This window comes from Micromonospora sp. NPDC048843, from assembly GCF_040649965.1.
GTDB classification, from domain to species: Bacteria; Actinomycetota; Actinomycetes; order Mycobacteriales; family Micromonosporaceae; genus Micromonospora; species Micromonospora hortensis.
Genome location: NZ_JBEZGJ010000061.1, coordinates 1 through 26,321, shown reverse-complemented (window position 1 = coordinate 26,321; position 26,321 = coordinate 1). Strand labels below are relative to the sequence as shown.

General features: G+C 72.0%; 22 protein-coding genes. 12 read left to right on the top strand and 10 right to left on the bottom strand.

The features are described from left to right. The first annotated feature begins 227 nt into the window (after positions 1–227). The 9 genes from AB0C20_RS16355 to rdgB all read left to right on the top strand — a co-directional run bounded on the left by AB0C20_RS16355 (position 228) and on the right by rdgB (position 7,031). Entirely contained in the window at positions 228–1,682 is a 1,455-nt protein-coding gene (locus AB0C20_RS16355; protein ID WP_357568288.1) for a hypothetical protein, read from the top strand. Positions 1,683–1,830: 148 nt separating this feature from the next. Next, positions 1,831–2,121 (top strand): ATP-dependent Clp protease adapter ClpS, encoded by a 291-nt coding sequence (gene clpS, locus AB0C20_RS16350; RefSeq protein WP_088946433.1) that lies wholly within the window; start codon positions 1,831–1,833, stop codon positions 2,119–2,121. Further along, positions 2,118–2,618, top strand: coding sequence for a DUF2017 domain-containing protein (locus AB0C20_RS16345; protein ID WP_091393575.1), 501 nt, complete (start codon positions 2,118–2,120; stop codon positions 2,616–2,618). The genes clpS and AB0C20_RS16345 overlap by 4 nt, the downstream gene beginning before the upstream one ends. Before the next feature lie 52 nt (positions 2,619–2,670). Next, on the top strand, positions 2,671–3,159 hold the full coding sequence (locus AB0C20_RS16340; RefSeq protein WP_355171104.1) for a M67 family metallopeptidase: 489 nt from the start codon (positions 2,671–2,673) through the stop codon (positions 3,157–3,159). 65 nt (positions 3,160–3,224) lie between these two features. Continuing rightward, positions 3,225–3,626 carry a MoaD/ThiS family protein gene (locus AB0C20_RS16335; RefSeq protein WP_357184425.1) on the top strand — a complete coding sequence of 134 codons (402 nt, stop codon included), beginning with the start codon at positions 3,225–3,227 and terminating at the stop codon, positions 3,624–3,626. Between the two features lie 11 nt (positions 3,627–3,637). Next, a complete protein-coding gene (locus tag AB0C20_RS16330) occupies positions 3,638–4,603 on the top strand; it encodes a pyridoxal-phosphate dependent enzyme (protein ID WP_328650747.1) in 966 nt (321 codons plus the stop codon). Positions 4,604–4,826: 223 nt separating this feature from the next. Beyond that, positions 4,827–5,570, top strand: a complete 744-nt coding sequence (locus tag AB0C20_RS16325) for an MBL fold metallo-hydrolase (protein WP_357184428.1) — start codon at positions 4,827–4,829, stop codon at positions 5,568–5,570. A gap of 121 nt (positions 5,571–5,691) precedes the next feature. After that, positions 5,692–6,417, top strand: a complete 726-nt coding sequence (gene rph / locus AB0C20_RS16320) for a ribonuclease PH (RefSeq protein WP_357184431.1) — start codon at positions 5,692–5,694, stop codon at positions 6,415–6,417. After that, positions 6,414–7,031 carry an RdgB/HAM1 family non-canonical purine NTP pyrophosphatase gene (gene rdgB, locus AB0C20_RS16315; protein WP_266303539.1) on the top strand — a complete coding sequence of 206 codons (618 nt, stop codon included), beginning with the start codon at positions 6,414–6,416 and terminating at the stop codon, positions 7,029–7,031. Before rph ends, rdgB begins: the two co-directional genes overlap by 4 nt. 15 nt (positions 7,032–7,046) lie before the next feature. On the opposite strand, the gene AB0C20_RS16310 is transcribed toward rdgB, so the two are convergent. The 7 genes from AB0C20_RS16310 to AB0C20_RS16280 all read right to left on the bottom strand — a co-directional run bounded on the left by AB0C20_RS16310 (position 7,047) and on the right by AB0C20_RS16280 (position 16,415). Further along, complete coding sequence (locus AB0C20_RS16310; RefSeq protein ID WP_357184436.1) at positions 7,047–8,270, bottom strand: hypothetical protein; 1,224 nt, start codon at positions 8,268–8,270, stop codon at positions 7,047–7,049. 102 nt (positions 8,271–8,372) lie between these two features. After that, entirely contained in the window at positions 8,373–9,911 is a 1,539-nt protein-coding gene (hutH, locus tag AB0C20_RS16305) for a histidine ammonia-lyase (protein WP_238683409.1), read from the bottom strand. Continuing rightward, positions 9,908–11,095 (bottom strand): imidazolonepropionase, encoded by a 1,188-nt coding sequence (gene hutI, locus AB0C20_RS16300; RefSeq protein WP_357184440.1) that lies wholly within the window; start codon positions 11,093–11,095, stop codon positions 9,908–9,910. Before hutI ends, hutH begins: the two co-directional genes overlap by 4 nt. After that, positions 11,092–12,453, bottom strand: coding sequence for a formimidoylglutamate deiminase (locus tag AB0C20_RS16295; RefSeq protein ID WP_357568287.1), 1,362 nt, complete (start codon positions 12,451–12,453; stop codon positions 11,092–11,094). The genes hutI and AB0C20_RS16295 overlap by 4 nt, the downstream gene beginning before the upstream one ends. A 238-nt stretch (positions 12,454–12,691) precedes the next feature. Further along, positions 12,692–13,894, bottom strand: coding sequence for an allantoate amidohydrolase (locus tag AB0C20_RS16290; protein ID WP_357184446.1), 1,203 nt, complete (start codon positions 13,892–13,894; stop codon positions 12,692–12,694). Beyond that, complete coding sequence (hutU, locus tag AB0C20_RS16285; protein WP_238683405.1) at positions 13,891–15,546, bottom strand: urocanate hydratase; 1,656 nt, start codon at positions 15,544–15,546, stop codon at positions 13,891–13,893. Before hutU ends, AB0C20_RS16290 begins: the two co-directional genes overlap by 4 nt. A gap of 17 nt (positions 15,547–15,563) precedes the next feature. After that, positions 15,564–16,415 (bottom strand): MurR/RpiR family transcriptional regulator, encoded by an 852-nt coding sequence (locus tag AB0C20_RS16280; RefSeq protein WP_112582219.1) that lies wholly within the window; start codon positions 16,413–16,415, stop codon positions 15,564–15,566. A 132-nt stretch (positions 16,416–16,547) separates the two neighbouring features. Here AB0C20_RS16280 and AB0C20_RS16275 point away from each other — a divergent pair, with 132 nt between their 5' ends. Together AB0C20_RS16275 and AB0C20_RS16270 are read left to right on the top strand one after the other, a co-directional pair. Further along, positions 16,548–18,152 carry a DUF6541 family protein gene (locus AB0C20_RS16275; protein ID WP_357568286.1) on the top strand — a complete coding sequence of 535 codons (1,605 nt, stop codon included), beginning with the start codon at positions 16,548–16,550 and terminating at the stop codon, positions 18,150–18,152. Positions 18,153–18,241: 89 nt separating this feature from the next. Next, positions 18,242–20,245: a trypsin-like peptidase domain-containing protein gene (locus tag AB0C20_RS16270; RefSeq protein WP_357568285.1), complete on the top strand. Its 2,004-nt coding sequence runs from the start codon at positions 18,242–18,244 to the stop codon at positions 20,243–20,245. Here AB0C20_RS16270 and AB0C20_RS16265 read toward each other — a convergent pair. Next, on the bottom strand, positions 20,242–21,270 hold the full coding sequence (locus AB0C20_RS16265) for an acyltransferase family protein (protein WP_357568284.1): 1,029 nt from the start codon (positions 21,268–21,270) through the stop codon (positions 20,242–20,244). The two genes, AB0C20_RS16270 and AB0C20_RS16265, sit on opposite strands and share 4 nt — an antisense overlap. A 181-nt stretch (positions 21,271–21,451) precedes the next feature. On the opposite strand from AB0C20_RS16265, the gene AB0C20_RS16260 reads away from it, so the two are divergent. Then, complete coding sequence (locus AB0C20_RS16260; protein ID WP_357568283.1) at positions 21,452–23,590, top strand: sialate O-acetylesterase; 2,139 nt, start codon at positions 21,452–21,454, stop codon at positions 23,588–23,590. Positions 23,591–23,593: 3 nt separating this feature from the next. Here the strand turns inward: AB0C20_RS16260 and AB0C20_RS16255 are convergent, their stop codons facing one another. Then, positions 23,594–24,934: an O-antigen ligase family protein gene (locus AB0C20_RS16255; RefSeq protein ID WP_357568282.1), complete on the bottom strand. Its 1,341-nt coding sequence runs from the start codon at positions 24,932–24,934 to the stop codon at positions 23,594–23,596. 1 nt (position 24,935) lies between these two features. After that, complete coding sequence (locus tag AB0C20_RS16250; RefSeq protein ID WP_357568281.1) at positions 24,936–26,243, bottom strand: oligosaccharide flippase family protein; 1,308 nt, start codon at positions 26,241–26,243, stop codon at positions 24,936–24,938. Positions 26,244–26,321: the final 78 nt, after the last annotated feature.

The window sequence follows — 26,321 nt, the reverse complement described above, 5'->3', positions numbered from 1 at the left end:
ACAATTACCGGTGAGTATTCGAGGTGTTCCGCCCGGTCGTCAGCTCGGTCGTAGTCTTCCGACATCCGGGTTGACGCACCGGAATTTTCGCGACCGGACCCACGGTCACCTGCAACGGGAGGCACCTGATGAAGCAGGGCCCTCTCCCCTCGGTCGAATCGCCGGACGACATGACCGGCCGCCCAACCGACCTACCTACCTGCGGCCCCCTCCCTACTCGGGTCGGCGTGTCCCGCGCCGCCCCGGACGAGCCGCTCGGCGTGGTCGCCGTCGGCCCGGCCGGTGCCGAGCGGCGCGCCGTGCTCGCCACACTGCTCGGGCTCGACCCGGTCATGCTCACAGTGCCGGCGGGCAGCTGGTTGGTGGTGCGCGACGCCAAGGTGCCCACCCGGGCGGCGTTCGTGCCCGGTTACCGCCAGCCGCACTCGTACGGCGCGGACCGGGACGCCGCCGGTCCGGCGTTGGCCCGCCCGCCCCGGCGTGTCGAGCTGAGCGTGCCCCAGCCGCTGCTGCGGCACTTCACCCTTGTCGACGTTCCGGACACCGCCACCCTCGGCGTGTCCGGCACCCGGGTGCTGCTCGAAGCGGCGGGCCGAGCCGGCGCGATGCTCTTCGTGATCGCCGCCGACCAGGCCTTCACCGCCGCCGAGTTGAACCTGCTCGCCGAAGTCGCCCCGACCTCGGTGGAGGTCGTCTTCGCGGTCACCCCCGGCGCGGCGGGGTGGGCTCCGCTGGCCGACGGCACGGCGACTACGGAGGGCGCGGGGGCGTCCGTCCCGCCGGTCGGAGGTGCGGAGACCGAGGTGGATGCGGTCGCGGTGACGGTGGAGGCGCACCGGGCGGCCCTCCTGGCCGCGGTGCCGGCGCTGGCCGGCGCGCGGTGGTTCCCGGTCGACGGCGCCGACACCGCCGCCGACCTGCGGCGGGCGCTGGTGGGTTGGGCGTCGCGTGAGGGGTTGCAGCGGGCCAGCGTCGACCCGCCGGTCCTGCCGGGCCAGCAGGGTCGCGTCGCCGTGGCCGCCGACCCGGGTGACTGGTCCGAGCGGCTCGACCGCCACGCCCGCTCGTGCGCTCAGCGGATCCGCCAGCACCTCGCCCTGGAGTTGGCGAACATCCACCTTCGGGCCGTTCAGGAGATCGTGTTCGGAGTCGGCTGCGCCGGCCTACCGGATCTCCTCGACCGGGAGATGGCGGCGTTGTCGTTGTTGGCCACCGCGCAGTGCGATCAGGCGGTGCGCGGCATCATGACCGACGTCGCGTCCCAGGTGCTCGGCGCGCCGCCGGCCGAAGGCGTGCGCCGCCGGATCGCCGCCGCGGTGCAGTACGGCCTGGCCGACCACCGGCCCGGCCACGAACTGGACAAGGTGCTGTTGATCACCAGCACGGCCGGCGTGGCCGAGCTGACCGGCCTGGAGGCGATCGACGCCGCCGCCAGCTATCCGGTCGCGTCCCGGGACGAGGTGCTCCCGCCCATCGCGGTGGCGCTCTCCGGCGGGTGCTGGCAGCAGTGGCGTACGCCCGGCAACAGCGACCACAGCGCGGCGCGGGCCTGGTCCCAGCGGGCGGTGCGCGAGGTCGAGTTGGGGTTGTCCAGGGAGATCTCCCGACGGTTCGAGGTGATCCGCCTCTCGCTGGGCGTGGTGCTCTCCGATGCAGTCGATCACGGCATTCTGCTCGCCTGACGGCGCGTCCACCGGTGGGTCCGGGTCCGGGCCGGACCCCACCTCCGATGGCGTCCGGGGCGGGTCGGGAGGGCCCGGGGTGGGTGATCCGCGCCGGGCCGGCGTTCCGGTTCCTCGGTTCCGGGAAACCGGTGGCACGATGGGGGGCATGGCGGCTCCGCAGGTTGCACCGGTCGAGACGCCGGACACTGACGAGGTGCCGGCGTCTGACCGGCAGTGGGTGACGATCGTGTGGGACGACCCGGTCAATCTGATGACGTACGTGACCTGGGTCTTTCAGAAGCTTTTCGGCTACAGCCGGGAGAGGGCCGAACAGCTGATGCTGGACGTGCACCACAAGGGCCGTGCCGTGGTCTCCACAGGTGCCCGCGAACGGATGGAGCACGACGCGTCGCAGTTGCACGCGTACGGGCTGTGGGCGACGGTGGACAGATCATGAGCATGTTCCATCGCCAGGCCGGTCACTACGTCGCCGTCTTCGCCGTCGACGAGGTGCGGGTGCTGCGCAAGGTCGCCTCCGAGGTGGTGGGTCTGCTCACCGATGGCTTCGACCACACCGACCCGGTGGTCGGTCGGCTCTTTCCGGCGGTCTACCCACAGGACGCTCCGGGCACCGCCGAGTTTCGTCGCTACACCGAGGGCGACCTGAAGACCGCGAAGATCGATCAGGCGGGGGCGATCCTGGCCGCGTTGCCGGACGACGCCGGTGGCGAGGTGCGGCTGGACGCCGAGGCCGCCGAGGCGTGGTTGCGGGCACTGAACGACGCCCGGCTCGCGATGGGCGTCCGCCTGGAGATCAAGGACGGCACGGATCTGGGCGAGGAGTTGGACGACGCGGTCGCTGAGGACCCGGGTTCCAGCCGGGTGTTCCAGCTTTCGGTCTACGCCTATCTCGGGTATCTACAGGAGTCGCTGCTCAACGCCTTGATCGACTAGGGGTGACCGGCACCACTTCGGCCCGTGCCCGGCAGGCGTTAGGCTGGTGCACGTGCTGAGCATCGACCGGTCGATCATTGACGCGATCGTCGCCCACGCGCGCCGGGATCACCCTGACGAGGCGTGCGGCGTGGTCGCCGGTCCCGTCGGCAGCGACACCCCGACCCGGCACATCCCGATGGACAATGCCGCGCGGTCGATGACCTTCTACGAGTTCGACTCGATGGAGCACCTGCGCGTGTGGCGGGAGATGGACGACCGGGACGAGGAGCCCGTCGTCATCTACCACTCACACACCGCCACCGAGGCGTACCCGTCGCGGACGGATGTCTCCTTCGCCGGTGAGCCGGGGGCGCACTACCTGCTCATCTCGACCCGTGAGCCCGACTCGGAGGAGATCCGGTCGTTCCGGATCGTCGACGGCGTGGTCACCGAGGAGCCGGTCCGTGTCGTGGAGGCCGGCGTCGACCCGCACGCCGTCCAGTCCTACATGTTCGGGCAGAGCCCGGCGACGGTCGATTACGAGTGTTCCGGCCGCTGACCTGTCAGCGCCGCAGCCATCTCGTCCCGTCACCGTAGGCACACCCGATCGAGGAGTTCCCCATCATGGCTATTGAAGTTCGCATCCCCACCATCCTGCGCAGCTACACCGGCGGCGCCAAGGTCGTCGACGGCACCGGCGACACGCTCGCCGATCTGCTCACCGACCTGGATTCCCGGCACGGCGGTCTGCGCGGCCGGCTGATCACCGACGCGGGCACGCTGCACCGTTTCGTCAACGTCTACGTGAACGACGAGGACGTCCGCTTCCTCGGCGCGCTCGACGCGAAGCTCTCCGACGGCGACAGCGTCACCATCCTGCCGGCGGTGGCCGGCGGCGCGTTCGGCTTCGCCGCCGCAGCGGCGATCAGCTCGCACAGCGCGGCGGCAGCGGCGATCACCTCGCGCAGCATCAGCTCGCAGAGTGCGACCGCCGCTGTGGCCCGCGACGCCGTCGCGGCTCGCTGAGGTCGGCCGCCATGGCGCGGTACGACAGTCTGCTCGACGCCTGCGGGGGTACGCCGCTGGTGGGCCTGCCCCGACTCTCCCCGACGGTGCCCGACGGGGCCCCTCCGGTGCGACTCTGGGCCAAGCTGGAGGACCGCAACCCCACCGGCAGCATCAAGGACCGCGCGGCGCTGTTCATGGTCCGGGCGGCGGAGGAGGCTGGCCGGCTCCGCACTGGTGACACCATCCTCGAGCCGACGAGTGGCAACACCGGCATCTCGTTGGCCATGGTGGCGAAGCTGCGCGGCTACCGGCTGGTCTGCGTGATGCCGGAGAACGTCTCCACCGAGCGGGTGCAGCTGCTCCGGATGTACGGGGCCGAGATCATCTTCTCGCCGGCGGCGGGTGGGTCCAACCAGGCGGTCGCCACGGCGAAGCAGATCGCCGTCGAGCACCCCGACTGGGTGATGCTCTACCAGTACGGCAACGAGGCGAACGCGCGGGCGCACTACGAGACGACCGGGCCGGAGCTGCTGCACGACCTGCCCAGCATCACGGACTTCGTGGCGGGGCTGGGCACCACCGGCACCCTGATGGGCACCGGGCGTTACCTGCGGGAAAAGGTCGAGGGCATTCAGATCGTGGCCGCCGAGCCGCGCTACGGCGAGTTGGTCTACGGCCTGCGCAACATCGACGAGGGGTACGTTCCGGAGCTCTACGACGCCTCGGTGCTCTCCCGGCGGTTCTCGGTCGGCACCCGGGACGCGGTGTTGCGCACCCGCCAGCTCGTTGAGGTGGAGGGCATCTTCGCCGGGTTCTCCACCGGTGCGATCCTGCACGCCGCGCTGGCGGTGGCGCACGAGGCGGTGCGCGACGGCCGGCGGGCCGACGTGGCCTTCGTGGTCTGCGACGGCGGGTGGAAGTACCTGTCCACCGGCGCGTACGGCGGCACACTCGCCGATGCCGAGGACGCCCTGGAGGGGCAGCTCTGGGCCTGACCGATCTGGTCTGCCGACTACGGGCCGTCGACATTCGTCGACGGCCCGTACGCATCCCGACGTACCGCGAGCGGGTGTCACGTTCGTGACAACTTCCGTTGGATGATTCTTGCTGCCGGGTGCGCCAGCGTAGGCTGCGCAGCGTGGCGTACGCGTCGGTAGAGATCATGGCCGGGACCATCGCCGGCACGGGTGCTACTGATAGTGACAGCGAGACCACTCGATGCGACTGACCGTTCTGGGAAGCGCCGGCAGTTTCCCTGGCCCCGAGTCGCCCTGCTCCGCCTACCTCGTCGAGGCCGACGGCTTCCGGCTCCTCGTCGACTTCGGCTCGGGGTCGCTGTCCAGCCTCCAGCGGTACGCGGGTCTGCACGCCCCGGACGCCATCCTCCTGACCCACCTGCACTGTGACCACATGTTCGACGCCGTGCTGTACGTGGTGGTGCGCCGGTACGCCCCGGACGGCCCCTACCCGGCGTTGCCGGTGTACGCGCCCGCCGGCGCGCCGGACCGACTCAGCGCCGCGTACGGCGACGACGGCTCGGTGGAGGACGTGTACCAGTTCTACGCGCTCCAGCCGGGCACCTTCCCGATCGGCCCGTTCGCCGTCACGGTCGACCGGGTCAACCACCCCGTCGAGACGTACGGTGTGCGGCTGGAGCACGACGGCCGTTCGCTGTGCTACTCGTCGGACACCGCGCCCTGCGAGGCGCTGCTGCGGCTGGCCCAGAACGCCGACGTGTTCCTCTGCGAGGCCAGTTACCTCGACGGCATGGACAATCCGCCGGATCTGCACCTGACCGGCCGGGAGGCCGGCGAGGCGGCGACCAAGGCCGCTGTGGGTCGGCTGCTGCTCACCCACCTGGTGCCGGCCTGGGGCAGCGAGGCGCACACGTTGGAGTCGGCCGCTGCCGCGTACACCGGGCCGCTCGAGGTGGTCCGGCCCGGCGCCAGCTACGACGTCTGACGCAGCACGCCCGGTTCGCGAGGCCGGGCCGCGGTCGCCGTTGTTCCTCGGGGTGTACGGCGCGGGCGTTCCCCGGGGCACCGCGAGTGAGGTGGATCGTCGCACCGCATAGGGTGCAGGCATGGTGCGACCTGACGGGCGAGGGCCCTCTCAACTTCGACCGGTGACCCTGACCCGAGGCTGGAGCACCCATCCGGAGGGCTCGGTGCTCGTCGAGTTCGGCGGCACCCGGGTGCTCTGCACGGCGAGCGTCACCGAGGGGGTGCCCCGCTGGCGCAAGGGTTCCGGGCTCGGTTGGGTGACCGCCGAGTACGCGATGCTGCCCCGGGCCACCAACACCCGCTCCGACCGGGAGAGCGTCAAGGGTCGGGTCGGTGGTCGTACCCACGAGATCTCCCGGTTGATCGGCCGTAGTCTGCGGGCCAGCATCGACCTCAAGGCGCTCGGCGAGAACTCGATAGTGCTCGACTGCGACGTGCTCCAGGCCGACGGCGGCACCCGCACGGCAGCGATCACCGGCGCGTACGTCGCCTTGCACGACGCGGTGGGCTGGCTTGCCGCCCGCAAGTCCTTGGCCGGCAAGCCGGACAAGGTGATGCACCGTTCGGTGGCCGCGGTCAGCGTGGGGATCATCGCGGGGGAGGCCCGGCTCGACCTCTGCTACGAGGAGGACGTCGCCGCCGAGGTGGACATGAACGTGGTCTGCACAGGTGCCGGCGACTTCGTCGAGGTGCAGGGCACCGGCGAGGCGGGCGTGTTCGCCCGCGACCAGCTCGACGCCCTGCTCGACCTGGCCGTCGCCGGCTGCTCCGAGTTGGCCGAAGCCCAGCGGAAGGCACTCGCATGAACAAGGTCCTGCTCGCCACCCGTAACCGTAAGAAGCTGATCGAGCTTCAGCGGATCCTGGACGGCGCGCTCGGCGCGCACCGGATCGCCCTGCTCGGGCTGGACGACATCGAGCAGTACGCGGAGCTGCCGGAGACCGGCCTGACCTTCGGCGAGAACGCGCTGATCAAGGCGCGGGAGGGTTGCCGGCAGAGCGGCCTGCCGACCATCGCCGACGACTCCGGGCTCGCTGTGGACGCGCTCAACGGGATGCCGGGGGTGTTCAGCGCCCGCTGGTCCGGCCAGCACGGCAACGACCAGGCCAACCTTCAGCTGGTGCTGGACCAGATCGGCGACGTCCCCGACGAGCAGCGGGCGGCCTCGTTCGTCTGCACCGTCGCTTTGGTGCTGCCGGGCGGCAAGGAGCATCTCGTCGACGGGCGGCAGTCCGGGCGGGTGCTGCGCGCGCCGCGCGGTGACGGTGGGTTCGGCTACGACCCGATCTTCCTGGGCGACGGACAGGACCGGACCAACGCGGAGCTGACCCCGGCGGAGAAGGACGCCATCAGTCACCGGGGCAAGGCGCTGCGCGAGCTGGCCAAGCTGATCGCCAAGGTGTTGCCGCCCGCCGCCTGAGCACCCCGACACGTCTCACCAGCGCTTCGTCACGAGGTCGCCGCCCAACTCGTCGACCGGGACGCGGTCCTCAGTGGCCAGCACGGTGAGCATCCGTTCGGCTTCGCCGATGGTGGCGATCCGCCCGGTCGAGGTGGACCGCAGCGTGTCCAGCTCTTCCAGCCACAGCCCGTCGCGCTCCCAGGCAACCTGCACACAGCCGCCGGAGCGGCCGAAGGCGGTCAGGAAGTCAGTGCTCAGCGGCCGCATCGCGCGCAGCAGGAGGCGCGCCTCGGCCGCGTCCAGCGGCACGTCCTTCTGGACGCTGCCGCGGTACTGGTAGGTCGCCTCGAGGAAGTCGGGCGGGGCCGGCAGGGCGGCCGCCGGGAGCGACCCGTCGGTCAACCGGCGGATCAGATCCATGCCGTCGTACCGGCCGACGGTCAGCTCCCGCCCGCCCTGCTCGGGGTACGTGCCCACCAGGGTGTCCCCCTCCCGCCGAACGACGACAGCGGCGTCCTCATGAGCAACCCGGATCCGTACGCCGGCAGGCAACCAGGGCAGGTGCAGGCCCGCGAGCCGGGCGGCCGACGACAGACCCTCGGTCGGGGCGTCCAACCCCGTCCACTGGTCCAGCAGCGCCACGTCGATGTCGATGTCGTCGTCGACGGTGGCCGGCAGCGCGGCCAGCCGACCGATCCGGCGTCGCTGCCAGGTCAGCGAGACCCTGATCCGGGTGCCGGTGTGGCCGTCCCAGTCCACCGTCAACCCTTCGGCGCGCAACGCGACCGCGATCTCCTCCCCGACGTCCACAGTTGCGGGCTGCCCGAAGAGGCCCCACGTCAGGTAGACGCCGGAGCCGTCGACGCCGCGCTCGGCGTCCTGCTGGTGATAGAACGCGTACCCCCGTGCCGTGCGTCCGCGCGGCACCTCGTCGCCGATCTCGGCGACGCCGCAGTTCTGGCAGCAGGCGAAGTTTTCCCGGGCCACCAGCCCAGTTGCCGAGAGCGTCCGGAACGCCGCAGTGAGCCGGTCGCTGTCGGTGACCTCCGGCCACTGCGCCTGGGCGGCCAGGTGCGCGCTCAACTCCTCGGTCACCACCGGCCAGGCGTGGGCCTCGACCTCCGCCGGGTTCGCCTCGCCGTGCAGGTACTCAATCGTTGCGGCGACGATCGCGGCGGCCGGCAACTCGGCCAGCGCCACCTGACGGCGGACGAAGTCCTCGATCTGCTCGCTGAGCCCCTGCTCCTCGTTCTCCACGGCGGCGAACGCTAGCAGCAGCAGCCGACAGTTCGGCCGGGGTGTGCCAGGTGCTGTCGCCCGCCGCCTGACCCGCGGCGGACGACAGCGACCCGCTGGAGATCAGCCCAGCGGGCCGACCTCCCGTTCGATGGCGGCGCGCAACTCCGGCCCGGCGACGACGGCACGGGCCGCCTCCATCACCGGGGCGAGGAACACGTCCGGTCCGGGCTCGCCGGCTGCCGCACCGAGCGCGGCGACGGCCGCCCTGCCGGCCGGGGACGGCTCCAGCGGGGCGCGCAGCTGAAGGCCGCGTACGCCGGCCAGCAGCTCCACAGCGAGCAGGCTGGTCAGGTTGTCCAGGACGGTACGCAACTTCTTGGCCGCCGCCCAGCCCATCGAGACGTGGTCCTCCTGCATTCCGCTGGTGGGAAGCGAGTCCACCGACGCGGGGGCGGCCAGCCGACGGTTCTCGGCGACGATGCCGGCCGCCGTGTACTGGGCGATCATCAGCCCGGAGTTGACGCCGGCGTCGGGGGAGAGGAACGCCGGCAACTCCCGGGAGCGGGTGACGTCGAGCAGCCGGTCGACGCGCCGCTCGGCGATCGCGCCCACCTCGGCGGCGGCGATGGCGAGGAAGTCCGCGGCGAAGCCGAGCGGTGCGCCGTGGAAGTTGCCTGTCGACTCGACCCGGCCATCCGGCAGCACCACCGGGTTGTCCACAACGGACACCAGCTCCCGGCCAGCGACGGTGCGGACGAAGTCCAGGGTGTCGCGGGCCGCGCCGGCCACCTGCGGCGCGCAGCGCATCGAGTACGCGTCCTGCACGGCGTGCGCCAGGTCGTCGCGGTGCGAGTCCATCACCCGGGAGTCCTGCAACAGGCGGTGGATGTTCGCCGCCGACGCCGCCTGACCGGGGTGTGGCCGGATCGCGTGCAACTCGGGCAGGAACGGCCGCTCCGAGCCGAGCATCGCCTCGATGGCCAGCGCCGCCGTCACGTCGGCCATGGCGAACAGGTGCGCCGCGTCGTGGATGGCCAGCAACAGCATGCCGAGCATGCCGTCGGTGCCGTTGATCAGCGCCAGCCCCTCCTTGGCGGCCAGCTCGATCGGCTTGAGCCCGGCGGCGGTCAACGCGTCTGCCGCGTCCTGCCGCTCACCGGCCGGGCCGAGCACCCAGCCCTCGCCGAGCAGCACCAGCGCGCAGTGTGCCAGCGGCGCCAGGTCACCGGAGGCGCCCAGCGAGCCGTGCTCCGGCACCCACGGGGTGATGTCGTGGTTGAGCAGGTCGACAAGGGCTTCCGCGACCAGCGGCCGGACCCCGGATCGGCCCAGGGCGAGGGACCGGACCCGCAGCAGCATCATGGCCCGGACCACCTCGCGCGGCATCGGGGCGCCCACCCCGGCGGCGTGCGAGCGGATCAGCGCGTGTTGCAGCTCGGCCCGCCGCTCCGGTGCGATGAAGGTGTTGGCCAACGCGCCGAACCCGGTGGAGACCCCGTAGACGGGACGGCCCGACGACTCGATGCCGTCCACGATGGCCCGGCTGGTCGCCATCGCGTCGATGGTGGCCGGGGCGAGGACGACAGTGGCGGTGCCGCGGGCCACCGCGAACACGTCGTCGGCGGTGATCCCGGTGGGCTGGATGGTCACGTGCGTCATTGCGGTGCTCCGTTGCGTATTACCTGGCGGATCAGGGGGACACCGGGCCGGTAGGCCAGGTGCAGGTGTGACGGCGCGTCGAGGACGACGAGGTCGGCCCGCGCGCCGGGGGTGAGGACACCGATGTCGTCGCGGCGCAGCGCCCGCGCGCCACCGGCGGTGGCGGCCCAGACCGCCTCCGCCGGGGTCATCCGCATCTCGCGGACCGCGAGGGCCACGCAGAACGGCATCGACGAGGTGTACGACGAGCCGGGGTTGCAGTCGGTCGCCAGCGCCACGGTGACACCGGCGTCGAGCAGGCGGCGGGCGTCCGGGTAGGGCGAGCGGGTGGAGAACTCGGCGCCGGGCAGCAGTGTCGCGACGGTGCGGGTGCCCGACCCGTCGCTGTGGGCCGTGTCGGCCAGCGCTGCCACGTCGGCATCGCTCAGGTGGGTGCAGTGGTCGACGCTTGCCGCGTCCAGCTCCACGCCCAGCTGCACCCCGGGGCCGGGGCCGAGCTGGTTGGCGTGCAGCCGTACGCCCAGCCCGGCGGCCTGACCACAGGCCAGGATGGCGCGGGCGTGGTCCACGTCGAAGGCGCCCCGCTCGCAGAACACGTCGATCCACTTCGCGTACGGGGCGGCGGCGGCCAGCATCGGCCCGCAGACCAACCCCACGTAGTCGTCGGGGCGGTCGGCGTACTCGGCGGGCACCACGTGCGCGCCCAGGAAGGTGGTCTCGGTGCTGGTCTCGGCGGCGATCCGCAGGGAGCGGGCCTCGTCGGCGACGGTCAGGCCGTACCCACTCTTGATCTCCATGGTCGTGGTGCCCTGGCGCAGCGCCTCCCCGCGCAGCCGGCGCACTGTGGCCCGCAACTCCTCGTCGGTGGCGGCCCGGGTGGCACCGACGGTGGTCCGGATGCCGCCGCCGGTGTAGGGCTGACCTGCCATCCGGGCGGCGAACTCGGCGGCCCGATCCCCGGCGAAGACCAGGTGGGCGTGGCTGTCCACGAAACCGGGCAGCACGGCGGCACCACCGGCGTCGACGTGATGGTCGGCGGCGGGCGCGTACGCGGACGGCCCGACCCAGGCCACCCGGCCCTCCTCGATGAGCACCGCGGCGTTGCGGCGGATGCCGAGCGGGCCTTCGCCGGCGCCGTTGGTGACCAGCTCACCGATGTTGTCGACAAGCAGGCTGCCACTCATGCGGGTGTCACCGCCTCGATCGCGGACGACAGTTCGGTCGGCACGTCAACTGTCAGGTGCCGGCCCTCGGCCACCACCACCCGGCCGTCCACCACCACCTGCTCGACGTCCGCGGCGCCGGCGGCGAAGAAGGCGCCCACCGGCGGCACCCCAGCGGTGCGGGCGCTGTCCAGGCGTACCGTCACCAGGTCGGCGCGGGCGCCCACCGCGATCCTTCCGGCGTCTGCCCAGCCCAGCGCGGTGTGCCCGGCGACGCTGGCCGCGTTCAGCAGGTCCAGCGGCGCGAAGTGGCCGCGCCGGCGGGTACGCAGCCGCTCGTCCAGCTCGACCGCCCGAGCCTCCTCGAACAGGTCGATCACGGCGTGGCTGTCGCTGCCGAGGCTCAACCGGATGCCCGCGTCGGCCATCAGCCGGGCCGGGCCGATGCCGTCGGCGAGGTCCCGCTCGGTGGTCGGGCAGAGGCACACAGCGGTCCGGCTGTCGGCGAGCACTGACAGGTCCGCGCTGGTGGGGTGGGTGGCGTGGACGGCGGTGGTGTGCGGCCCGAGCACGCCGTGCTCGGCGAGCAGGGCGGTGGGCGAGCGCCCGTGCACGGCCCGGCACTCGTCGTTCTCGGTGGGCTGCTCGGAGAGGTGCACGTGCAGCGGCGCCTGCCGCTCCCGGGCCCAGTCGGCGACAGTGTGCAACTGATCGGCCGGGACGGCCCGCACCGAGTGCACGGCAGCGCCGACCCGGACGTGCGGGTCCGTCGGTTGGAACGCCGCGGCCCGCTCGGCCCAGCGGGCGGCGTCGCCGTCGCCGAAGCGACGCTGCGGGCCGGCGAGGGGCCGACCGTCCACGCTGGAGGTCAGGTAGCAGGTGTCCAACATAGTGAGTCGGATCCCGGCGTGCGCGGCCGCCTCGACCAGTGCCGCGCCCATCGCGTTCGGGTCGTCGTAGGCCCCGCCGTCCGGTCTGTGGTGCAGGTAGTGGAACTCGCCCACGCAGGTGATGCCGGCGAGCGCCATCTCGGCGTAGACGGCCCGGGCCAGCGCGAGGTAGGTCTCCGGGTCCAGCCGGTCCGCGACGGCGTACATCTGGTCCCGCCAGGTCCAGAAGTCACCCCGCCCACCGTGGGTACGCCCGCGCAGCGCCCTGTGGAAGGCGTGCGAGTGCCCGTTCGCGAGGCCGGGGACTGTGAGGCCGGGCAGCGGCACCGCGTCGGGGTACACCTCGACCCCGGCCGGTGGCCTGCTGCCCGGGGTCAGCGGCGTCACCGCCGTGATCCGGCCGTCCTCGACCTCGATGAGCACGTCGGGCGTGGGCTCGGCGTGCTCGGGCAGCCAGGCGTATTCGGCGAGCCAGCGGGCGGTGGTCATACTCCTCGCCTCCTGTGGAGCTGAATCGTCTGCGACATCAGCGGCCGGGGTGAGATCAGCGGCCGGGGTGACGCCGGCGGCCGGGGTGATGCCGACAGTTGGGGCGCTTCGGCTGATTCGTCTACGACATCAGCTCCAAAGGACGAGAACAGGAGATGCGGCACCTCGCCACGCCGGAGACTCCGCACCCACCGACGCCGCAGCTCCGTGCCGTCCGAGGAGAGGCTCGCCACGTCGTTCACCGGCATGTCAGCTCCTCCAGCACCCGGGCCAGCGCCCGTACCCCGGCCGCGCAGTCGTCGTCGGTGGCGGCCTCGGCGGGGGAGTGCGAGACGCCGGTCGGGTTGCGCACGAAGAGCATCGCGGTGGGCAGGTACGCGGCGAGCACCCCGGCGTCGTGCCCCGCGCCGGTGGGCAGCACCGGTGCGTCGAGCAGTGTGGCCAGGCGGTTGGCCAGCCCGCCGTCGAAGGCGACCACCGGGGTGGCCGACTCCTCGGTGACCGTCACCGTCGTACCGTCGCGGCGGGCCCGCTCGGCGAGCTTGCCGCGTACCGCGTCGACAAGCCCGGTCAGTGTCTCCGGGTCGGCAGCTCGGGCGTCCAGCCAGCCGGTCACCTTCGACGGGATCGCGTTTGTGGCGTTGGGCTCGACGGCGACCCGGCCCACAGTGGCGTGCGCGCCGCGCAGCCGGGCCTCCTTGTTGGCCGCCAGCACCGTGAAGGCGTAGGTCAGCATCGGGTCGCGACGGTCGGCCATCCGGGTGGTGCCCGCGTGGTTGCCCTCGCCGACGACGTCGAAGCGCCACCGGCCGTGCGGCCAGATCGCGCTGGCCACCGCGACCGGTGCGGACGTGTCGACGAGCGCGCGGCCCTGTTCGACGTGCAACTCCACGAAGGCGCCGAACCGGCCCAGCAACTCCGGGCGGGCGCCCGCCGGCCGGTCACCCAGCGCCTCGGCGAAGCTCACCCCGGCCGCGTCGCGCAGGCCGGCCGCGCGTTCGGCCGACAGCGCCCCGGTGAGCAGCCGCGACCCCAGACACGGTACGCCGAAGCGCGCCCCCTCCTCCTCGACGAAGGCACCCAGCACCAGCGGCCGCCCAGGGGTGACGCCCGCGGCGCGCAGCTCGTCCACGGCGAGGAACGCGCTCACGATGCCGAGCGGCCCGTCGTACGCCCCGCCGTGTGGCACCGAGTCGAAGTGGCTGCCGGTGAGCACCGCGTCGGACGCTTCCGGGTCACCCCAGTGGGCGAAGAGGTTGCCGTTGCCGTCCTCGGTGACCGGCATGGCACGGCGCTCGGCCTGCGTCCGGAACCAGGCGCGCAGCTCCCGCTCCGGCTCGGTCAACGCGTACCGCAGATAGCCGCCGCTGTCGGCGTCCCGCCCGACCGGCGCGATCTCGTCCCACAGCGCCCGGAACCGGGCGGAAAGGTCGTCCGTCACGCGGGTCCCTCCGTCATGGGGACCCGGACCCCGGTGCGGTCGGCGACCTCGCGGGCGCTCTCGTAGCCGGCGTCGACGTGCCTGATGACGCCCATCGCCGGGTCGTTGGTGAGCACCCGCTCGATCTTCTGCCCGGCGAGGGCGGTGCCGTCGGCCACGCACACCTGCCCGGCGTGGATCGACCGGCCGATGCCCACCCCGCCGCCGTGGTGGATGGACACCCAGGAAGCCCCGCTGGCCGTGTTGACCAGGGCGTTGAGCAGCGGCCAGTCGGCGATGGCGTCGGAGCCGTCGGCCATCCCCTCGGTTTCCCGGTACGGGCTCGCGACGCTGCCGGTGTCCAGGTGGTCCCGGCCGATCACCACCGGGGCGGAGAGCTCGCCGGAGGCGACCATGTCGTTGAACCGCACACCCGCCCGGTCCCGTTCGCCCTGACCGAGCCAGCAGATCCGGGCCGGCAGGCCCTGGAAGGCGACCCGCTCACCGGCCAGCTTGATCCAACGGGCCAGCGACTCGTTCTCCGGGAACAGGTCGAGGATGGCCCGGTCGGTGGCCGCGATGTCGGCCGGGTCGCCGGAGAGCGCCGCCCACCGGAACGGCCCCCTGCCCTCACAGAACAGCGGCCGGATGTACGCGGGCACGAAGCCCGGGAAGTCGAAGGCGCGCTGATAGCCGCCGAGCTGCGCCTCACCCCGGATCGAGTTGCCGTAGTCGAACACCTCGGCGCCGGCGTCGAGGAAGCCGACCATCGCCTCGACGTGCGTCGCCATCGACGCGCGAGCCCGGTCGGTGAACTCGGCCGGCTTCGCGGCGGCGTAGTCCCGGGCCTCGGCCAGCTCCACCCCCACCGGCAGGTAGGCCAGTGGGTCGTGCGCGCTGGTCTGGTCGGTCACGATGTCGATCTCGACGCCCCGGTTCAGCAACTCCGGGAAGACCTCGGCGGCGTTGCCGACCACGCCCACGCTCAGGGCCCGGCGCTCCCGCTTCGCGGCGCGGACCCGGGCGATCGCGTCGTCCAGGGAGTCGGCGACCTCATCCAGGTAGCGGTCGTGCACCCGACGGTCGAGCCGGGTGCGGTCCACGTCCACGATCAGGCAGACGCCGCCGTTCATGGTGACAGCGAGTGGCTGCGCGCCGCCCATGCCGCCGCAGCCGGCGGTCAGCGTCAGCGTGCCGGCGAGGGTGCTGTCGAACCGTTTGGCGGCCACCGCCGCGAACGTCTCGTAGGTGCCCTGGAGGATGCCCTGGGTGCCGATGTAGATCCACGAACCGGCCGTCATCTGCCCGTACATGGTCAGGCCGAGCTGTTCGAGGCGGCGGAACTCCGGCCAGGTCGCCCAGTCGCCGACCAGGTTCGAGTTGGCCAGCAGGACCCTGGGCGCCCACTCGTGGGTGCGCATCACCCCGACCGGGCGGCCCGACTGCACCAGCATCGTCTCGTCCTCGCGCAGGTCGGTCAGCGTGCGGACCAACGCGTGGTACGACGGCCAGTCCCGCGCCGCCTTGCCGGTGCCGCCGTAGACCACCAGGTCGTCGGGGCGTTCGGCCACCTCGGGGTCGAGGTTGTTCATCAACATCCGCAGGGCGCCCTCCTGCTGCCACCCACGGGTGGTGAGCTGGCTGCCCCGTGCGGCACGAATGGGCTGGGTCATCTCTGGTTCTCCTCCGGTCAACCGAGGAACAACTGTCGGCGGGCCGCGGAGGCTTCGAACGCCTCCAGTCGGCGCTGGGTGTCGGCCGGGGTGGCGTCGCAGATCGCCTGCAACAGCACCATGGCCAGGGTCATCGGGGCGGTGTGCAGGTCGAAGACGAGTTGCGCGCCGACCGCGGCGGCGAGCACCACGTCGGCGTGCTCGGTGGCCGGGCTGACCGGGGAGTCGGTGATCGCCACCACTGTCAACCCGGCGTGGCGGGCGTCGCGCAGCGCGTCCAGGGTTTCCCGGGGGTAGCGGGGCAGCACGAAGGCCAGGACGGCGGACGCCCCGGCCTCGGCCGCCTGCTCCAGGCGGTCGGTGAGCAGGCTGCCGCCGTCGTCGAGGACCCGTACGTCCGGGTGCACCTTCGCCGCGAAGTAGGCGAAGTACGCGGCCAGCGGCGCGGCGGCGCGTAGGCCGAGCACCGGCAGTGGGCGACTCTCGGCGAGCAGCCGTCCGGTCTCCGCGATCCGGTCCCGGTCGGCGAGCTGACCGGCCAGTCGGTCCAGGTTGCCCATCTCCGCGCGTACCGCCTGCTGGAGTTCGTTGCCGGCGTCCGTCGATCCGCCCGGAGTCGAGCCGGTGAGGTCCCGCAGCCGGCGGCGAAGCGCCGGGTAGCCGTCGTGGCCAAGCGCGACGGCGAACCGGGTGACCGACGGCTGACTCACGCCGGCCAGCTCGGCGACCTCGGCGGCGGACAGGTACGCCACGCCGGGGGCGTGCTGCACCAGACAGTGCGCGATTCGGCGCTGGGTGGGGGTGAGCCGCACCCCTTGGAACAGGTCGAGCACCCGGTCAGCGGGTGCCGCGACAGCTCCTTCATTCATGAGCTGACTCTATGCATAGAAACTTTCATAGACAACCACCTCGGGTCACCCCCGCCCCCCGTTCAGCCGCCGCGACTCGTAACATGCGGGCGTGCAGCGCGAGCAGGATTCGCGTCGTCGAAAAGGAGCGCCGTGGTCGCAGTCGAGGACGCCCCGCCCATTCGCGCCTCTCGTCCGGCCCCTCCTCGACGCCACCGGGCAGCGGTCGGGGAGACGGTGCCGGTCATCGCTCTTCTCGGGGCCTTCCTCGTCGTCAACGACATCCGGTCGTGGCTGACAGCCCAGTACTGGGGCGACGAGGCGTGGGTCGCGCTCTCGGTCCGTTTCCCCCTCGCCGACCTGCCGGTGACGACCTCATCGAGCCCGATCGGGTGGAGTTTCCTGCTCCGACTGGTCCCGGACATCGACCACCTCCGGGTCGTACCCCTGGGTTTCCAACTGCTGACCGTCGTCGCGGCCTACCTTCTGGGCCGCTCGCTGGCGTCCGAACGCGCTCGGGGCATCCTCATCGGCGTCGTCACCGGGCTCGCCGTCCTGCTCCTGCCGGTCCAGCAGACCCGCCACGACCTGAAGCAGTACACAGCGGACGCCGCCGTGGCGGTCTGCCTGCTCGCCCTGGCCACCTGGACGGAACGCTCCTGGTCTCGGCGGCGACTCGCTGTGGTGGTGGCCGCGGTGGGCCTGGGCATGCTGCTGAGTCACACGACCGCCATCGTCGCGGTCTGCGTCCTCGGAGGGCTGCTGCTCTCCGTCGCCGTGCGCCGGGAGTGGGCGAGGACGGCCGAGGCGACAGTCGCCGGCCTGGTCGCCGGCGCGCTCGTCGCCGCCGTCTACTTCGGAGTGTCCGCCCGGGGCAACAACGACGCCATGCGGGACTACTGGGACGCCTTCCTGCCGAGCGTCTCCGAACTGCCCGCACACCTCGTGCGGCAGACCAAGGCGCTGTCGCCGATGCTCGGCGCACCAGTGTCGATCCTCGCCATCCTCCTCGTGCTCGGCGTCCTCACGCTGTTCCGACGCGGACACGCCGCCCCGGCGATCGCCGTCCTCCTGCTGCCGGTGGCGGCCATCGGGCTGGGCGTCGCGGGGATCTACCCGCTGCTCGACCCGCGCACGTCCCATTTCCTGATCGTGGTGGCGGGCCTGGTGGCAGGCATCGGCATCGTCGGTCTGGCCGACCTGACCGTCGTCCTGGCCCGCCGCGGGCTGCCCCGGCTACCACCGGGCGTGGTGGCCGCCGTCACCTGCGCCGTCCTGCTCGCCAGCTTCGCCACCGTCAACCACCGCTGGTACCGCACGGACGGCAACGAACCCGGGGTCTGGCGGGCGCACCAGGCCATCACCGACATCGGAACGTCGACACGGTACGTCGCGGCGCACAAGGGGCCACACGACCTCGTCGTGGTCAGTGGGCCCGCCTGGTTCGGGTTCACGCTCTACTCCGACCAGGATCCGCTGAAGCTGGTCGCGCCGGTCAGCGGCACCGTCGGTTGGACCCTCACCATGCCCACCCGCGCCGACGTGATCCTCCCGAAAGCCGCCGATGCGCCGTCCATCAAGGACGCCCTCGACGAGGTTCTGGCCCGGGCCGCGAAACAGCCGCCCGGCACCCGGGTCTGGCTGGTCCGCACGTACACCCACCCGAGTGAGCCCGTCTGGCAGGCGGCGCTCGCCGACTATCGCGTGCAACGCGTCACGTCCGGACCGGAGCCAGTGGTCGTGATCAGCAAAAGGTGACGGCGGGACGAGCTGACGGGTGACCGCCGGGCGACTGACTGTGGCACCGGTCGGTACCATGCGCCTGGCGGTCGAGCGGAGGAGTTGGCATGCAGCCGGAAGGCCCCTACAGGTTCACCCACTTGCTGGGCGGTTCACCAGTGGGCAAGGCCTGGGCCGCCATCGACGAGCAGGGCCGGTTCGTGAGCGTGGCCGTGCTGGACGCGACGGTTGCCGCCGCCCCCGGTTGGCGGGAGGCGTTCGCCGAGGTCGCGAACGCGCTCGCCCAGTCGCCCGACGGGCCCCCGATCACGTACGCCGACTTCTCGGCCGCCGCGCCCTGGGTGGCGTACGCCGCCGAGGCCGGACCCGCCCCGGAGAAGCTGTTCCGCGCACTCGGCGTGGAGTACCAACCGGTGCCCGCCGCCCCCCGACCCGTCTCCGCCCCTCCCCAACCGGTGTCCGGTGTGCCGCAGCCCGTGTCTGGTGTGCCGCAGCCCGTGTCCGGCGTGCCGCAGCCCGTGTCTGGCGTGCCCCAGCCGGTGTCCGGTGTGCCGCAGCCCGTGTCGGGCGCGCCGCAGCCGGTCGTCGACATGCCGCATGCCCCGTGGGCGGTGCAGTCGGCCGCGATCCCGAACCAGCCGCCTGCCCACCCCGTCTCGGCCACGCCGGTGTCGAGCGCACCCGCCTCGCCGGCCGGCCACGATGGCGCCCCGACGCCGGCCACCGTGTCGGGCCCACCGGCCGACGTGCCCCCGTTCGACCCGTACGCCGCCCCGGTACGACGGATCAAGCCCTCGGCGCCGCCCAAGCGGCGTACCGGCCTCTGGGCCGGTGTGGCCGCGCTGGCCCTGGTGGCCGTGGTCGGTGGGGGCGCCGGCATCTACGCCCTCAGCTCGGATGAGCCCGGCGAGCCGGATCCCCCGCCGACCGCCACGTCCAGCGGCTTCCCCGCCGCGACCCCGCTCGCCCCCGGCCTCAAGCCCTGGGCGCAGGCCGCCCTGCGCAGCCCCGAGGAGCACGCACTGGCCGTTGCCGGTCCGTCCATGGTCTTCGTGGAGGTCATGTTCACCGGGTACGTCCGCAACAAGGCCGGTGGCGCCCTGCTGGACAAGGCCCCGGTGACCTTCAGCCGGCGCTGTAGCGGCGTGGTCGTCCAGCACGAGGGGTACGTCCTCAGCAACAGCCAGTGCGTGCAGCCCACTCCGGACGTCCTGGTCGGGGGTGCCCTGAACGCCGTGGCCAACCGGCTCGTCGCCGAGGGCAGCCTGCAAGCCAAGGACATCAGCACCTACACCCGCAGCCGGTTGAGCACCTCGGTCCTGACCGGCGCCAATGCCGGCGACCAGCCGGAGACCCGGCTGTACGGGCAGCTCAACATCGCCAAGGGCGAGGTGACGGACAGCCCAGCGATCGCCGGCACCGTCGTGAGGGCCCTGCCGATCGAGGCGGGGAACGTCGCCCTGATCAAGCTGGAGCAGAAGAACCTGCCCACGTCGGAGCTGAACACGTCGGCCAGCGTCAGCCCGGAGACGTCACTGCTCGTGCTGGGCTACGGCACCACCGACACCAGCTTCCGCGCCGCCACCTACACGGTGGTGTCGAAGACGGTGACCGTGACCGGAATCGACTCCTCGACTCCGCTGAACCCGTACCGGATCAATGAGGATCTCGGGCTCTACTCGCGGGGCGGGATCGCCATCGACCCGAGCGGCCGGGTGGTCGGCATGCTGGACAACGACGTTCTGCGGCCCGACAAGGCGAACCGCCTCGTCGTGCCGGTCTCCGCCATGACCGCCCTACTCCAAGCCGCAGGCGTCACGAACGCGCTCGGCAAGGCCGACAACCAGTACCGCAGCGGCCTCGACGCGTACTTCGCCGGGGACGAGTCGACCGCCATCGCCCGATTCGACGAGGCCGCGCGGAACTCCCCGACGAACCTGCTGGCCCAGTCGTATCGACAGGCGGCCGTCGACAGCCGGGGGTCCGACGACGATTCAGGCGGGTCGAGCTGGGCCGTGCCGGTGATCGCCGCAGCCGGAGGCGCGCTCGCGGTGGCCATCGTGGTGGCGGTGGCGATGCTCCTGGCGCGGCGGCGCAACAGCCGTTTCTAGTGCGTCTGCGCGGCGCCCGGGCGAGGCGCCACGCCGGTGGCGGCCCGCGCGGACCCGCCGATCCGGGTGCCGGTCAACCACGGGCCCAACGGCGTGCTGATGACGATCCACGCGAACGCCCAGGGGACCACGAGAGCGGCGACCAGGTCGAGCACCCCACCGGACCTGGGCGTCTTCAGCACCCACAGGATGCCCGCGTGACTCAGCACGACGGCGATGCCACAACCGGCCAGTCGACTGATCACCCGCGACGCCCGCACGCCGATGCGCAGGTCGAGTTCCTCCGCGAGCCGGATGAGGCCGACGCTGATCAGGATCGCGGTCAGCACCCCCAGCACCGGGGAGCCGAAGTCGCCGGCCTTGAGGTCCAGGTCCCGGTTGAGGCCGAGCAGCACGAAGCCGACGCCGATCGAGAGTGCCGCCGCACCGGCGCTGGCCGGAAGGCGCGGGCGGAGTCGCCGCAGCAGCCGCCCGGCCAGCACGAAGACCAGGCACGCCGGGACCAGGAAGAGCCCGAGCGGGCCGGCGGTGACAACGCCGGGCGCGAGGTACGCGGTGACCAGGCCGACCACCGCGACCGTCCAGGCGACCGCGGCGGGGAACCGCTCCAGCCACCGGAACGCGACCGCCGCGATGAAGAGCACCGAGACGAACCAGAAAGCGGAGAACGGCCGGACCGCAGCCGTGCCGCCGTAGAGCGCGTCACCGATGGTTCCCGGTGCGACCTGGCCTGTCGCGGCGTCCGCTGCGAGCAGTGCCGCGACCAGGAGGAGGAACCACACCACGTAGGGCACGCCCAGGGTCGTCCACCGCTTGCGCAACTCCCCGCCGAGGGGTCGACCGGGCGACCAGAAGTAGCCGGTCAGGACGAAGAACACGGGTACGTGCCAGGTGTAGATGGACGCCCGGGTCAGGCTGTCGCTCCAGACGTGGCCCGCGACAACCGCGGCGATTCCGACAATCCGGAGGAGGTCGACACCGGCGGAGCGGTTACCCGCCGCCGTTGTCGTGCTCGTTGCGGCCATGGCGGGCATCATTTCAGACAGCGGGGCCGACCTACGCCCCGGATCGGCACCGGTTCGGCCGGCGGTCGTGCCGGCGTCGTCGGGTGTGGCGCATCGCCTAATCTGGGCACGACACGCTGCCCACACTGTGGAGGTTTCCCGGGTGTCTCGTCCCCACCCTCCGTGGGCCCGCCTCCGATCGGTGCCCCGACCGGCCTGGATCGGCTTCGGGGTGGTCGTGTTGCTCCTGGCGGCCGTCCCCGTGCTCGGCTGGTCGCCGTCGAGGACCGGCGCACCGGATGCGGCCTGGTCGGCCGCCGACGTGGACACCCCGCCGCCCATCGCGCCGATCGACGGCACCAGCTGTGCCGCCAACGCGCACGGTATGGCCGGCTTCACCCCGGTCAGCGCCCTCGACCTGCCCGAGCGGTACGACCCCAAGAGGCCGCTTGCCCTCTCGTTCGACCGGGCCGGCACCGTGGCCGGCGGGTTCGACCGGATCGGCTACTGCCTGGAGTTGACCAGCCCCACCGGTACGCAGTGGGTGTGGACCGCCATGTCGCCGTTCACGACCGACGCCCGACGCCTCGGCCCACCGACCCGGGCCGGTCAGATCGTCCGGCAACGGATCGCCGATCTGGAGGTCGCCACCAATGCGCCGGGCCTGGCCACCGGCACCGGTCTCACCGGCTATCTGGAGATGTGGCCGAACAAGTACGGGCCGGTCAACTCCGGCCAGGTCCCCGGCGCCGCCGCCGACCGGTACGACGCCGACGACGACGTGTACTCGTCGATCGGGTACGGCTCCTTCCAGGTGCACACCGTCGCGGCCACCCGCCCGGCCACGGCGGCCCCGCAGACGGTTCTCGCGGTCAACGGCTTCACCTCGGACGTCCAGCCGCTGTCGGTGGGCATCGGGACCGCCCCCACCGGCCACCCCGACTGGACGGCAGCCGGTAACGCCGGCACGTACACCCAACGTCGGCTGACGGTCTACGCCCGCGCCTCGGTCCTCACCGTCGGTCAGCACCCTCGGGATCGGCAGCTGTACCCCCGGGACGCGGCCGGCGGCGCGGTCGTGCCGGTGGCCGGCAAGGCGACCGACCCACGGGTCAAGGCCGTACGCCTCAAGGTCGTCAGCGGGGCTGACGCCTGGGACGAGACGGTGCCCGTCGGGGCCGGCGGTGAGTTCGCGTTCCGGCAGCGGATCACCGCCGCGCTGCGGGAGTACCGATTCGAGTTGCACGTGCTCGGCGACGGCGTTGCCCGACGGGCAGCCCTGTGGGAGGGCGTGGTGTCCGGCGACGTGTACGTCATCCAGGGCCAGTCCAACGCGGTGGCGGCCAGCTACCGGGGATCGTCGATCGGCGAGGAGTCCCCGTACGTCCGCAGTTTCGGCTCGACGACCGGGGATCGGGTCCTCTCCGGCGCGGACCGTACCTGGAACTACGCCGTCTCGGGTACGGTCCGGCAGCCCGGCTCCGTCGGCCAGTGGGGGATTCGCGCGGCCCACCGGCTCATGGACACCTACCAGGTGCCGGTAGCTGTGATCAACGGCGCGGAAAACAGCAAGGTCGTGTCGTTCTTCCAACGCAACGACGGCAACCCTGGTGACCTGCGCACCAACTACGGCCGCTTGCGGCAACGACTCACCGCCGCCAACGTGGTCGGCGAGGTCCGCGCGGTGTTCTGGTACCAGGGCGAGGCCGACAACAACGACGCCGTCGGGCATGTCGCCGGGTTCACCGCGCTGCTGAGCGACTGGCGCCGGGAGGTGGGCTTCCGGGTCGACGGGGGCACGCGGTACTACGTCGTCCAGGTCGGTAGCTCACCGTGCGGAAACACCTCCGCTGGCCCGCTGCGTGAGGCGCAACGGCGGATGGCCGACACTCTGAAGGTGACGCTGCTGTCCACCAGCGCTCTGACCGGCCGGGAGGCGTGCCACTTCGCCTGGGAAGGGGGCTACCGCGAGTTGGGCGATCAGGCGTTCGCCGTGTTGGCCCGCGACATCCACCGCGGCCCCAGCGGGGGCGTGTCCGCCCCGAACCCTCGGTCGGCCGCCTTCACCGACGCGCGGCGTACCCAGGTGGTGGTTCAGCTCCGTAACGTTGACCCGCTGACCGTCCGGGCTGGCGCGGGCACCGACTTCACGATCGACGGCAGCACCGCCACCGTCACCGGCGTCGAGTACCGCGAGGGAGGGCGGCTCGTGCTGAGCCTCTCCGGCCCGGCCGATGGCGCGACCGGGCTGAGTTACCGGGGCGACGCCGGGCCCTGGTGCGTCAACGCCACGGGGGTCGGTCTGCTGGCCTTCAAGGGCCTGCCGATCGGTGCTGCCTAGTCACTACGGCGCGACGGCGGCGGCGTCGTGCCGTCCCGTCAACCGTTTGAGGGTGGCGAACCGAACCGGGCGGTCCACCAGGTCCACCGGCCCCGGTGCCGGGGTGCGGGCCGGGGCGGCCGACGCCGACGTGGTGAGGGCCAGCAGCACGACGATCCAGGTCAGCCCGTCCACCGACAGCGGGTTCCAGACGACCTCGGTGAACGAGTAGACGACGAGGAGCACCACCGGCGCCTTGGCGGTGAAGGCGTGCCCGTCCTCGACATTGCGGTGCAGCAGGGTGGCCATCCACAGACCGAACAGGGTCAGCGCGATCAGCCCGCCGGAGAAGATGACCAGGACGTACCCGGAGTGGAAGAAGTGGGTCGGTGCCTTCTCGATGTCCTGTAGGTAGTACCACTTCGAGACGCCCACGCCGACGGCCTCCCGGCCGCTGAGGTACTCGCGGGCGGCGACCCAGATGTTGCCGCGGTTGCTCAGCGTGGTCTTCGACGCGCTCCACATCAGATACGTGGCGGCTGTCAGTGCGCCGACGACGAGCGCCACGCAGAGGGCGAAGGGGATCCGCGGGCTGGGTCGCAGACGCTGCACGAGCAGTGCGCCCAGCATCCAGACGGCTACCGCGCCGACGGCCAGGTAGCTGGTGCGGGAGCCGGTGGCGACGATCACCAGCAGGCAGAACGACGCCGTCGCCACCAGTTCGAGGCGGCGCATCGCGCAGAACGCGGCGACCAGGGTGAACGACGCCAGCATCGCCGCGTAGTTCTCGGAGTTGTAGAAGCTCTTGAACAGCGCACCGGCCAGCGAGCACTTCTCCAGCTTCCCGCCGGTGCACGTCCGCCATGCCTGCCCGTACACAGCGGTCGGGATGGTCAGCAGCGCCAGGACCGCCAGCCCGGTGTAGGCCATCGCCCGCACGCTGACTGTGGTGCGGGCGGCCATCATCCAGACGGCGATCAGCAGGAGCCCGGACGCCGCGTACGCCGGCAACCGCGACCCGTAGATCCCGGTGCCGGTGACGACGTCGATGAAGGCGCACCAGACGAGCAGGCCGCCGGCCATCGCCAGCGAGATCCGGAGCCACAGGTCGGACGGGCCGCTGAGGACACCACGGCCAGAGAGCACCAGCCAGCCCAGCAGGGCGACCACCAGCACACCGATAAGCATCGAGCTGTGGCTGCCGGCGAGCGCCGGGGCCGCGTTGGTGAGCACCGCGAATCCGACCAGGGCGACCGCCGATGCGGGGTCGCCGAATGCGGTGGCGACGGACCGCCGCATTCGGATCAACCACAGAGCCACCGCTACGCCACCGACGGTCAGTAGGACACCGAAGATGGTGGTCACGTCAGACCCTTTCTCGGTCAGGTACCGCTGCCGGTTCGACGACGGCATCGCGGTGCGGGTGTCGCCGCAGGGCGATGATGAGACACCCCCACAGCAGCATGCCGAGCAGAGCGTCGCACAGGAGGCTCGACACGACCGCGCCCTGCCATCCGTAGGCGGGGATGAGCCACACGTTGAGCCCCGCGTTGACGACGCCCACCGCGATCTGGCACACCGTACGACGGCCCTGGAGTCGGCTTCCAGAGAGGGCGTCCGCTGCCAGGTAGTGGATCGACTTCAGGACCAGGATCGCGCTGAGGCCCTGCAGTGCCAGGGTCGCCGCCTCGTACTCCGGTCCGAAGATCAGCGGCATGGTCCAGGCCATTGCGACCAGCAGCAGGCTGCTCGGCACGCTGAACATCAGGAAGCGAGGCAGAAGGCGACGGGCGAGCCCGAGCGCCGCCCGGGGTCCCTCGCGGCCGACCTCGAAGAAGCGGGGGTAGGCGACAGCGGACATCGACCGGGCCGGCGTGTAGGCGAAGTCCACCACCCGGTAGGCCGCCGCGTAGATCGCCGCAGCCTCGGTGGTGCCGATCCGGGACAGCATGACCTTGTCGATGTCGTTGTAGACCGTCTGGGCGGAGAGGCCGACGGCGAACAGCAGTCCGCTGCGGGCCTGGCTGAGCGCCGGCCCGACGGACCAGGAACCGCCTCCGCCGCCGCGCAACCCGTACCAGGTCGTCAGCAGGCAGACCACGACGGAGACCGCCAGCGCGGTGAGAGCCCAGTTCCGAAGGGAGATCGGTTCGTCCGCCGCAGCGAGGAACAGCGCGCCGACCAGCCGGAACACGTGCAGCAGGGCGGGGATGACCGAGGCGACGAAGACTTTGCCCCGGGCCTGCACCGACGCGGCCACGGCCTCGATGAGCCGCCAGGCCACCAGGTCGGCGGCAGCGAGGCAGAGCATGTCGACCGCACTGATCTCGCTACCCCAGATCGCCACCCCGGCCGCGCTCACCAACACGGTCGCGCCCACACCGAAGACGACGGTCAGGACCAGGCCCCGCATCAGGTGCAGGGCCCACTCGCTGGGGGCCTCGGCATAGCTCTGGAAGATCAGACTCGGTGCGCCGGCGGACGCGAACGGGGAGACCACGGCGACGAGGGCGGTGACGCCGACGAAGAGCCCGTAGGTGTCGATCGACATCTCTCGGGCCAGCAGGACGAAGAGCACGCCCTGCGCGAGGGTCCGTAGCAGTGTGCCGGTGAAGAACTTCCCGGACCGCTTCAGGAAGGTGTCGCGTCCGCTCGGGGGACGCCGATGCGACAAGCCGGAAACTGGGTGCGCCCGATGGGCGGGTGTGCCCTGTTCGCGGCGGCCCCGCATCGTCTACCGTCAGATCGGAAG

Bases quoted from the DNA above. Each gene is read 5' to 3' on its own strand.
- clpS (WP_088946433.1), top strand. From the start codon at position 1,831: ATGGCGGCTCCGCAGGTTGCACCGGTCGAGACGCCGGACACTGACGAG.
- AB0C20_RS16345 (WP_091393575.1), top strand. From the start codon at position 2,118: ATGAGCATGTTCCATCGCCAGGCCGGTCACTACGTCGCCGTCTTCGCC.
- AB0C20_RS16335 (WP_357184425.1), top strand. From the start codon at position 3,225: ATGGCTATTGAAGTTCGCATCCCCACCATCCTGCGCAGCTACACCGGC.
- AB0C20_RS16330 (WP_328650747.1), top strand. From the start codon at position 3,638: ATGGCGCGGTACGACAGTCTGCTCGACGCCTGCGGGGGTACGCCGCTG.
- AB0C20_RS16325 (WP_357184428.1), top strand. From the start codon at position 4,827: ATGCGACTGACCGTTCTGGGAAGCGCCGGCAGTTTCCCTGGCCCCGAG.
- rph (WP_357184431.1), top strand. From the start codon at position 5,692: ATGGTGCGACCTGACGGGCGAGGGCCCTCTCAACTTCGACCGGTGACC.
- rdgB (WP_266303539.1), top strand. From the start codon at position 6,414: ATGAACAAGGTCCTGCTCGCCACCCGTAACCGTAAGAAGCTGATCGAG.
- hutH (WP_238683409.1), bottom strand. From the start codon at position 9,911: ATGACGCACGTGACCATCCAGCCCACCGGGATCACCGCCGACGACGTG.
- hutI (WP_357184440.1), bottom strand. From the start codon at position 11,095: ATGAGTGGCAGCCTGCTTGTCGACAACATCGGTGAGCTGGTCACCAAC.
- AB0C20_RS16295 (WP_357568287.1), bottom strand. From the start codon at position 12,453: ATGACCACCGCCCGCTGGCTCGCCGAATACGCCTGGCTGCCCGAGCAC.
- hutU (WP_238683405.1), bottom strand. From the start codon at position 15,546: ATGACCCAGCCCATTCGTGCCGCACGGGGCAGCCAGCTCACCACCCGT.
- AB0C20_RS16280 (WP_112582219.1), bottom strand. From the start codon at position 16,415: ATGAATGAAGGAGCTGTCGCGGCACCCGCTGACCGGGTGCTCGACCTG.
- AB0C20_RS16270 (WP_357568285.1), top strand. From the start codon at position 18,242: ATGCAGCCGGAAGGCCCCTACAGGTTCACCCACTTGCTGGGCGGTTCA.
- AB0C20_RS16265 (WP_357568284.1), bottom strand. From the start codon at position 21,270: ATGGCCGCAACGAGCACGACAACGGCGGCGGGTAACCGCTCCGCCGGT.